General features: G+C 39.8%; 8 protein-coding genes. 1 reads left to right on the top strand and 7 read right to left on the bottom strand.

The annotated features are described in order from the left end of the window. Positions 1-195: 195 nt before the first annotated feature. Entirely contained in the window at positions 196-834 is a 639-nt protein-coding gene (locus AACW45_RS07265; RefSeq protein ID WP_190632396.1) for a HesA/MoeB/ThiF family protein, read from the top strand. Positions 835-1,006: 172 nt separating this feature from the next. On the opposite strand, the gene leuD is transcribed toward AACW45_RS07265, so the two are convergent. The 7 genes from leuD to AACW45_RS07230 form a co-directional block, all read right to left on the bottom strand. Beyond that, positions 1,007-1,615: a 3-isopropylmalate dehydratase small subunit gene (gene leuD / locus AACW45_RS07260; protein ID WP_190632395.1), complete on the bottom strand. Its 609-nt coding sequence runs from the start codon at positions 1,613-1,615 to the stop codon at positions 1,007-1,009. A gap of 101 nt (positions 1,616-1,716) precedes the next feature. Further along, positions 1,717-3,132 (bottom strand): 3-isopropylmalate dehydratase large subunit, encoded by a 1,416-nt coding sequence (gene leuC, locus AACW45_RS07255; protein WP_190632394.1) that lies wholly within the window; start codon positions 3,130-3,132, stop codon positions 1,717-1,719. Positions 3,133-3,165: 33 nt separating this feature from the next. Then, positions 3,166-3,303 carry a hypothetical protein gene (locus AACW45_RS07250; protein WP_190632393.1) on the bottom strand — a complete coding sequence of 46 codons (138 nt, stop codon included), beginning with the start codon at positions 3,301-3,303 and terminating at the stop codon, positions 3,166-3,168. Positions 3,304-3,390: 87 nt separating this feature from the next. After that, a complete protein-coding gene (locus AACW45_RS07245; protein ID WP_190632392.1) occupies positions 3,391-4,206 on the bottom strand; it encodes a hypothetical protein in 816 nt (271 codons plus the stop codon). 559 nt (positions 4,207-4,765) lie between these two features. Beyond that, the gene (locus AACW45_RS07240) at positions 4,766-6,232 is read right to left on the bottom strand and encodes a DUF1802 family protein (RefSeq protein ID WP_190632391.1); all 1,467 of its coding nucleotides are present in this window, start codon (positions 6,230-6,232) and stop codon (positions 4,766-4,768) included. 10 nt (positions 6,233-6,242) lie between these two features. After that, the gene (locus AACW45_RS07235) at positions 6,243-8,099 is read right to left on the bottom strand and encodes a hypothetical protein (protein WP_190632390.1); all 1,857 of its coding nucleotides are present in this window, start codon (positions 8,097-8,099) and stop codon (positions 6,243-6,245) included. A gap of 43 nt (positions 8,100-8,142) precedes the next feature. Beyond that, complete coding sequence (locus AACW45_RS07230; RefSeq protein WP_373462094.1) at positions 8,143-8,817, bottom strand: hypothetical protein; 675 nt, start codon at positions 8,815-8,817, stop codon at positions 8,143-8,145. Between the last annotated feature and the right edge of the window lie 338 nt (positions 8,818-9,155).

Raw genomic sequence — 9,155 nt, 5'->3', positions numbered from 1 at the left:
CAACTACTAGTGATGTTAATTACTTGCTGAAGAGCGAATTTTTCCAACTACAGCAACATATCTTGCTGCCTACCTCCGCCCTAAGCTATTTTTCAAGCTAGAAGGCAGAAGGTAAAAGATAAATATAAATCGGCATTTTATGTTTAGTTCTGTCCAAAAACTCAATTACGAATTACGAATTACGAATTACGAATTATGTCTATCTTTTTTCACGAACAGCTTTACCGCAGCAATGCTGTAATGAAAAAGCTGAAGGATTATCCTGTTACTATCTGTGGTGCTGGCGCGTTAGGCGCTAACATTACAGAAAACTTAGCTCGGTCTGGTTTTGATAAACTGACAGTAATAGATTGCGATCGCATTGAGGAACGTAATCTTTCCACTCAACCTTATTACCGTTCCGATGTAGGCGCATTTAAAGCCAAAATTTTAGCAAATAATTTATATCGCGCCATTGGTACTAAAATTGATAGCAAAACAAAAGAGTTGACACCAGCAAATACAAATCAACTCCTCAAAGATAGTCAGCTAGTTATTGATGCTTTTGATAATAGTATCGCCCGTCAAGCAGTCAAAGATTATGCCGCGCAATGTCATATTCCCTGTCTTCATGCTGGACTATCAGCAGATTATGCAGAAGTGATTTGGAATGACGTTTACCGCGTTCCTTCTGATGTCAATGATGATATCTGTGATTATCCCTTAGCGCGAAACTTGGTCATGTTAACCGTTGCTGTGGCTTGTGAAGCGGTGATTTCCTTCATTGCGACAGCAGAACAGCGTAACTTTACCATTACCCTCAAGGATATGACAGTTCAACCTCTAGTGCTGTAGAATACTCTGCTAATCCCGAAATACCGCCGTCACCCTATAAGGGTGCGGCTAATCGAACAAAGCCCACCTTCGTGGGCTAAAGAATTCAGCCCACGGAGGTGGGCTTTGTATAGATAGCCCCAGGCTTCCAGCCTGTGGGCGGTATATCGGGTTGGCGATATTTCCTACTCCCCTAACTTGCAGCTAAATTACCCCATGCTACATAGGGTAACTTCGCCGCAGTCGCCCGAACTTGATCGGCGTTCGCTACCAACTGTCCGCAAGCGTCCCAAGTTCCAGCAGTAAAGGTAGTTCGCGTACCTTCATTGATAGATACTGAAGTCGTGTAATCGCCAATTTGCACTTGTAAAGTTTCCAAATTAATGGTGACAGCAGCTTGAGGATTAGCGGTGACTAATTCCTGTAGCTTTTTGACAGTCGCACTATCAGCAGTTACACAAGGAATACCCATCGCCACGCAGTTACCGAAAAAGATTTCCGCGAAGCTTTCACCAACTAAAGCTTTAATTCCCCATTTTGCTAATGCTTGGGGTGCGTGTTCCCGTGAGGAACCACAGCCAAAGTTGCGGTTAACGATTAAAATACTCGCGCCTTGGTATTGTGGCTGATCGAAGGGATGTTCGCCTTTTAGCGCCGTGCGATCGTCAATAAATGCGCCTTCGCCTAAACCATCAAAGGTAATGGCTTTTAAATAACGCGCTGGAATAATGCGATCGGTATCGATATCATCGCCTATTAAAGGTACACCGCGACCGGAGACTGTTTTAACTTCACTGACCATAAATTTTACCTATTACCTCAAAGGATATCCGAACCGCAGATCAAGACATTCCCAATGACAACATTTCATCACCATGTATAAAAATGGACATTGGGAAACAGTCAACCGTCAACCGTCAACAAATCCCGCACATCTGCGACTTCACCTTTAATCGCCGCAGTCGCCACCATCGCCGGACTCATTAGTAATGTGCGACCGGAAGCTGAACCTTGTCTTCCTTTAAAGTTGCGGTTGGAGGAGGAAGCGCTGATTTGTCTTCCTTGTAGTTTGTCTGGGTTCATGGCTAAACACATAGAACATCCTGGTTCGCGCCATTCAAACCCGGCTGCTTGAAAGATTTTGTCTAATCCTTCGGCTTCGGCTTCTTTTTTGACTCTTTCGGAACCTGGAACTACAAAAGCTTTGACTCCCTCAGCTACATGGCGACCTTGGGCAATTTTCGCCGCTTCCCGTAAGTCGCTAATTCTCCCGTTAGTACAGCTACCAATAAAGCAGACATCAATTTTTGTGCCTTTGATTGGTTGACCGGGAAATAAATCCATGTAACTGTAAGCTTCTTCCGCAACAAAGCGGTCTTCTTCTGGGAGTTCGTCGGGTTTGGGTATGAACTGGTTAACGCCAATACCTTGACCGGGGGTGATTCCCCAGGTAACTGTCGGGGGAATTTCCGCAGCGTCAAATACTACAACATCGTCGTATTCAGCATCAGCATCACTCTTGATGGATTCCCACCAAGCTACTGCTTGATCCCAATCTGCGCCTTTAGGTGCGAAATCTCTACCTTTGAGGTAATCATAAGTAATTTGATCGGGGTTGACGTAGCCACAACGCGCGCCGCCTTCAATCGCCATATTGCAGACAGTCATCCTCTCTTCCATGTTCATTTGCTCAAAGGTGGTACCTGCGAATTCGTAGGCGTAACCTACACCACCTTTTACACCCAATGTGCGGATGATATGCAAAATCACATCTTTAGCGTAAACGCCAGGGTTGAGAGTACCGTTAACTTCGATTTTGCGGACTTTTAATTTAGATAAAGCTAGGGTTTGGGAAGCGAGAACATCACGTACTTGACTAGTACCGATACCAAATGCGATCGCCCCAAATGCACCATGACTAGAAGTATGACTATCACCACAAGCGATCGTCATTCCCGGCTGTGTCAGCCCTTGTTCTGGCGCGATAACGTGAACAATACCTTGACTGCCAGAACCGATATTATAAAAAGTTATGCCATTTTCCTGACAGTTCTGCTCTAGCGCCTGAATCATTTCCTCTGCCATCGTATCGACAAAAGGACGCGCTTGATTATCCGTAGGTACAATGTGATCTACCGTGGCGATCGTGCGTTGGGGAAACAGTACTTTCAAACCCCGTTCCCGTAGCATAGCAAAGGCCTGGGGACTGGTGACTTCATGGATAAGGTGAAGCCCGATGAATAGCTGCGTTAGCCCTGATGGAAGCGTGCCGACGGTATGTAAGCCCCAAACTTTATCGAACAATGTGCCTTTGCTCATACATCTATTCGTTAATTTAACGAGTGAGAGTTTTTATAGTATCAAAAAAGCTATGTCTTTGGGCATGGCACATTGGGTATGGGGTATGGGGCATTGGGCATTGGGCATGGCACATTGGGCATTGGGCATTGGGCATTGGGCATTGGGCATTGGGCATTGGGCATTGGGCATTGGGCATTGGGCATTGGGCATTGGGCAGAGACGCGATGAATCGCGTCTCTACAATTGTCTCCTTTGTCTGCCATCTGCCTTTTCCTCTCAACTACTTAAACGCTTAATAATTTGCGATAAATGTTCAATAAACTCTTCATCAGACCAGTAACCATCATGGCTTTGCGGATTCCACGATTGCCAAAGATTTCCGGAATCAATCTCTATATCTTTATCCACTACTAAATCATAAGAAGGCGATAAAGGTTTTAAAGGCCAGCCTAAAACATCATCTTTATCGTAATAATTAAACCATTTAAAATCAGGATTTGGCTTAGAAATTGCCACAATATCTGCAAATCCTGCTACGAATAAGGGTATATTACAGCCAGTGGTAAACAAATAGCGGAGATATTTCAACTTTAAAAAATCTTCTTGTTCTGGAGGAAATACAGGATAATCGGGGCTACCTTGCTGCCAAATTCCTTTATTTTTCTGACTATCCCAAAGATAATTAGAAATAACTTGGCAACCTAAAGAATGAGCTAAAATAATGATAGGTACATCATTTGTAGAGAATTGATTTCTCGCAATTTTTAAGGAATAAATAATCGATTTTTGAATTTTTTTGTATACACTACCATCATCTGTGGCTCGATGTTCTAAGGCAGATGCATCGCTAAACCCAAATAACATAAATTTGCGCAAATCTTGCCAAGACAGAGGCGCACGTTGACGCATCTTTTCCCAAACGTTATATTGGTACTCTTGCAAATCAGAATGATAGTAAATTGGTTCTAAATGAACTGTAGCCCAAATATCTTTGCCTAAAGCTTTTTCTAGAGATTGTTTGAGAATATGGTAATAGTCTTTCTCCGTTTCTCCCATGCCATGTATGGTGATAAATGCTAATTTTTTAGCCATAGGGAAATTTTGGCAGCGTGTGAGTTTGGTTAGTTTATCAGGAGTTTAGGTAATAGAGGATGTGGGGTGATGGGTCGATTAGCATTAATTTTATTGTTAACTTAACTGAAGCGACAGTAATGACTGTTGGAAATGCACCGCCAAGTGCGCCAAGTACGCCAATGTAGGATAAAAGTATGGGTAAGTTGGTGATGCGTACTCTAGGGAAAGTATTAAGGATTTTATTTCCGTAAAATAAAAATCAGGAAGTAGCAAAAATTGAGATTATGACGCAATCCACAGCAAAACAAACTGCACGTGGAAGGCGAATTTTTCCAGAACGGACTTTATCGCCAGAGGAGCGTATTTTTTAACGAACCACATTCGACGAAGTCGTTCCCGCAGGGTAAGCGCAAAGAACGCGAAGGTAAGAGAATTAAAGGGGTAAGTCGCGTAGGTTGGGTTGAGGAACGTAGACGCGGAGCGGCTTCCCGCAGGGTAACCCAACATTTTCGGCGATTTGTTGGGTTTCACTTCGTTCAACCCAACCTACATTTATCCTTAACTGAAGCGTATTGGATTAAAGGGGTAAGTCGCGAAGGTAGTAAAAGCGATCGCGTCTTGAATCTTCTCCTTTAACTCGTCCTAAATAGCCTGTTAAGGGCGATGATAATTCAATCAGAATGTCATAAAGTTCTCTGGATTCTAATGCTTGAGGGGGATGAGATGTTATGTAAGCTGCATGAATTGCTTCAACTCCAGCACGTTCGTATTGACTAACTTCCAAATAATTTTTTAATATTTTTATAATATGCGATCGCAATTTAATCTGTTTCTCAGCTTTTTCAATATATTCATCAATTTTATAGTCAATTTGCCCAGGTTCTAAATATTGCTGTAATTCAATTAAATTAATTGCACCTGGATATTTGGCTTTGAATTCAACTAGTTTTTGCAGAGTCATGACATTGATAATACTAATTTTAGATATTGCAGCAGATTCTTTGAGGTTTTTTGTGGGTTGACCTGGGCCGATAATCAACCGCACCGCTTGCAGATAATTTTCTTTAAGATGTCTTTTACCAATCCTATCTAATTCTTCTACTGCGCGATCGGGAATGCTTTTACCTGCTTTACACTCGCAAACAAGAGGATAAGGTTTTGAGCAAAATAAATCTAAGCCACCTGCACCACCTTTGTAGTTTTCTTCAACCTTAAATCCTAAAAAATCCAGGCTACGACGTGCGATATTTTCAAAGTCTGTACCAGCTTGATAGTTACTTTTACCCTCGTCTTTTTCAAGACTGCGATCGCCTAATGCTGCAATATCATTTATCCAAGATAAATCAGGATCGGATTGCTTAATTAATTTATTACTACTCCAACCTAAAAATACTTTGATATCATTATCTAATTCTTTAGCAGTTGGATTATTCATACTAAACAAGGCTAATGAACTCTCCAACTCTTCCAATTCAGGATACTGAGGTGGGTCTAAATTTTCTAACTGGCGTTTGCGTTGAGCGAAAGTGCGATCGCTTAATATAGGATTTGCCTCAGAACCAGTCAGAGAAGCAGGTACACTAATAAGTTTTCCTAGTTTGTCTTGAACTAGGTTATTAGCTGATACTTCTTGCGCATCGGGTAATTGATAAACACGCAAGTAAGTTAAGAAAATATATTCCTGTTGTCGGAGAATCTCTTTTAGTCTTTCAGGTGTCCATATTGTTAACTGAGATAAAATATCTAATGGCTTAGTTTCATCTAAAATTTGGCACAGTTCACATTTAGCCCAAGCTTTAATTACAACTTTTTGAGAATTATCTGCATTGAGAGTAGCTGTTTTAGCTATTGGTAATACACCTGAGTGGTAGTATTGCTCAAGTGATAATGAAGTATGTAAAAAATTGGCTGGGTAAAGAGCAAATCTTTGCCCAGGACGAATAAACATGTTGGGCATTGCGGCAATTGTCCGCCCCTGTATTAATGCTTCAATATCAGGGACGGGTAGACACAATGCTGTTGGTAGTGCAAACAGCTGATTCATTATTATTTATCTATAGTGCTAGTTCGACATTATCGGCAGTAGCAACGCTTTGAGGAATACTAAGAGGTAAACCATCATCAGTTAAATTAGTAGGTTCCTGTCCAGATGGATCGCTGAGTATTTCTCGAATTAAAGGGTTATTTATTGCTAGTTGCCTTTGCTCAATAAAGTCAAAAATCTCTTCTTCTGTCAATTCGTAGCTCTCACGGTTATAGTAAACAAATAATATCGCCAATAAAGGTTTAATATCTTGGCTTTGTAAGCTTACCCATTCTCCACCTTGTTCTTGCAAAAGTTTTCTCAAATGATTTCTAGCTAATACTGCATTGGTACTAATTGTTTTTGAACGCACTAAACAACCGCGAGTTATGTTAAACCTTTTGTAATCAATTAATCTTCCTAAAGCAGCACTGATAACATGACGGTCTTGCTGAACTACATCTAGTCCAATTCTCACTGTTCCGTTATTACCAATAATTTTAAAATCCATAAAGCCATTATTTGCTGCACTAGGCTCTATTTCAGAAATTAATTCAATTTTAATTCCCTCTAAAATTTTACCTATTAAACTTTTGAAAGCAAGCCTGAGAGCATCAGCAATTTCCACTTCTTTGTGTATTAATGAAGTTATAGAAGCTTCTACATTTGCTAATTCATTATCAAAATATTCTTGAACTGGCGAATTTTTTTTAGAATCGCCAATAGGTACAAAATTTTCTGCACACCAATTTAAAACTACTCTACTCGTAGGTTTGTCTCTACCCATACTTCTAAGTTTTGTTTCATCAAATGGGTAAAGACTATGAGGAGGATTTATTTGATATTGCTGATAAAAATTTTGTAACCATTTTTGAGTAAGAGCAATAATGTCATCTGCATTGAGATATTTTAAATCTATTGGTTGTCTATTGGCATTTTCGCTGACTAATCTATCAATTGCAGCTTCAGCTTGTGGCAAAAATCTAATTTGGTCATTCCAAGTTTCTGGATACATTGTCAGTAGGAATATACCTTTATTAAGATTATTGTAAAGATCCTTAACTAAACTGCCAATAACTTGTGCTGTTGTTAAGCCATTATCTGCAACATCGGCGTTATCTAATTCATCAAAGCAAAACACAGGAATTTTATAACGACTAGTAATATTAATAATCTGACGCACATTGCGTAATGATTCAGTTTCTCTATCTTCTTTATTTAGATTTGGTAAACCCATCACTCTTGCATCTTCTGGGGTTATTTCTAAACCTGCTAGCCAGCAGTTTGCATAATTAACATGGACTGGAGAAAGTGTCCATAAAATTGCCTGAATAATGTAAGGATTTGTCAGTTCAGGTATTAATGAGTGAACGAGTTTTGCCAATTGTTCAACAAATTTATGTGAGAATTTTCTTAACCAAGTTGGATATTGGGTAATATACTTTTGTGGTGTGTAATCCCATTGCTTGACTTCGTTAATTAAAGCCGCAGCAATTTCTTGCCACTGCATCACATCTTGATTACCAAATGCTCTTAAGCTAGAGGCAACATTTTGGAGAAATTCATATTTAATTTGATTTAAGTTGTCATATTTATTCATGTAAATAAATAAACTATCACCTTCAGTCTGTAAGCGATGGCGAACTCGACTAATAATATGGCTTTTACCTAGCCCTTTTTCTGCTGTAATCGTGATACCTACAGTTGTACGCTGCCCTTGACGAATTTTTTCAACTGCATCAAATACTGCATTAGAAGCATGAGCATTAATTGAGGGTACATCAGGAAAACTCTTACCCCATATTTGCTGGGATTTAACAATAAAATGCCCTGCAAATGGGTTGTGTTTTTTAATCAATTCATCAATATCAGATGTATGGGTAATCATTATGGTGGCAGTAAGATTAATGAGTGAAGAGTCGGAATAAAAATTAAGGTGTTAAAAGCTTGGCGTAGCAGCGTAATCCACTAAGTTCTGTAGTAATGGAATCTTCAATTTTGTCACGTGCATTATCTTCTACAGTTCCGCCCTGAAGTTGGAAAATATCATCGGCTTGCATTTCCAATAGCCAATCATTAAACTCTGTGCGATTTACGCGATCGCCTATTGCTCTCCTCATCCGATAAATTGGCACTAGATGATTAAAGTTGTATTCATAATTCAATTTGTCGTAGACTGCCAACGCCACTGACTTAAACTCTTCGTAAGATGCGATCGCATTTTTTGCACTTTTACCTTTGACTAATGCAGATGTACTATCTACTGCCACATTTATCTGATTAATCCATTTCACCAACGCATTCGCAGCCCAAGTACCAACAATTGTCCCTTCAAACTTAAAATTGCTATCTTTCAAACCCTCACCCAATACCTCTAAACCCTTGGGAGAAGCTAAAGAGTATCCCTTTTTAGAAATAGCGATCGCACCTTGTTTGTGCAATTCCTCAAAGATTCCCTGATACTCTGCTACCTTCTTACCCTTGGGTACAATCCTCTTAGCCAATAAACCTTTTGTTACCTCTTGCTGCGTTCCTCCCAAATCCCACAAAGCTAGCAGCAAACGAGTTTTCGTTGGATTCGCCGCTAAAACACTATGATTTTTCATACCCATGAAATGTAGCCTATTTAACGCACTTACACCATCATAGGTTTATATTTTTTACAATGCCTACTGAGAAAGCATGGAAAAGTTACCTAAACTATCAGACAAATATCAGTATTTTCAACTAAAAATAGACAGTAATCTTGTTTTGAGTCGTATTAATTTGTGCTGGAAAAGTCTTGCGGCTAGATTTGTGGACTTTGAATAGCTTACAGCTTGCAAGTAATTAAAAATCTATGTACTAAATAATAGCGATCGCTTTCCTCTCCCAAAAGCTACTCAGTTAAATCCCAACATATTACTTAAGGATGAATGCGGTTTATTTCAAAGGCAAGATGGAA

It is taken from the genome of Calothrix sp. FACHB-168 (assembly GCF_963889195.1).
GTDB classification, from domain to species: Bacteria; Cyanobacteriota; Cyanobacteriia; order Cyanobacteriales; family Nostocaceae; genus Aulosira; species Aulosira anomala_A.
This window is presented reverse-complemented; position numbering and strand designations above follow the sequence as displayed.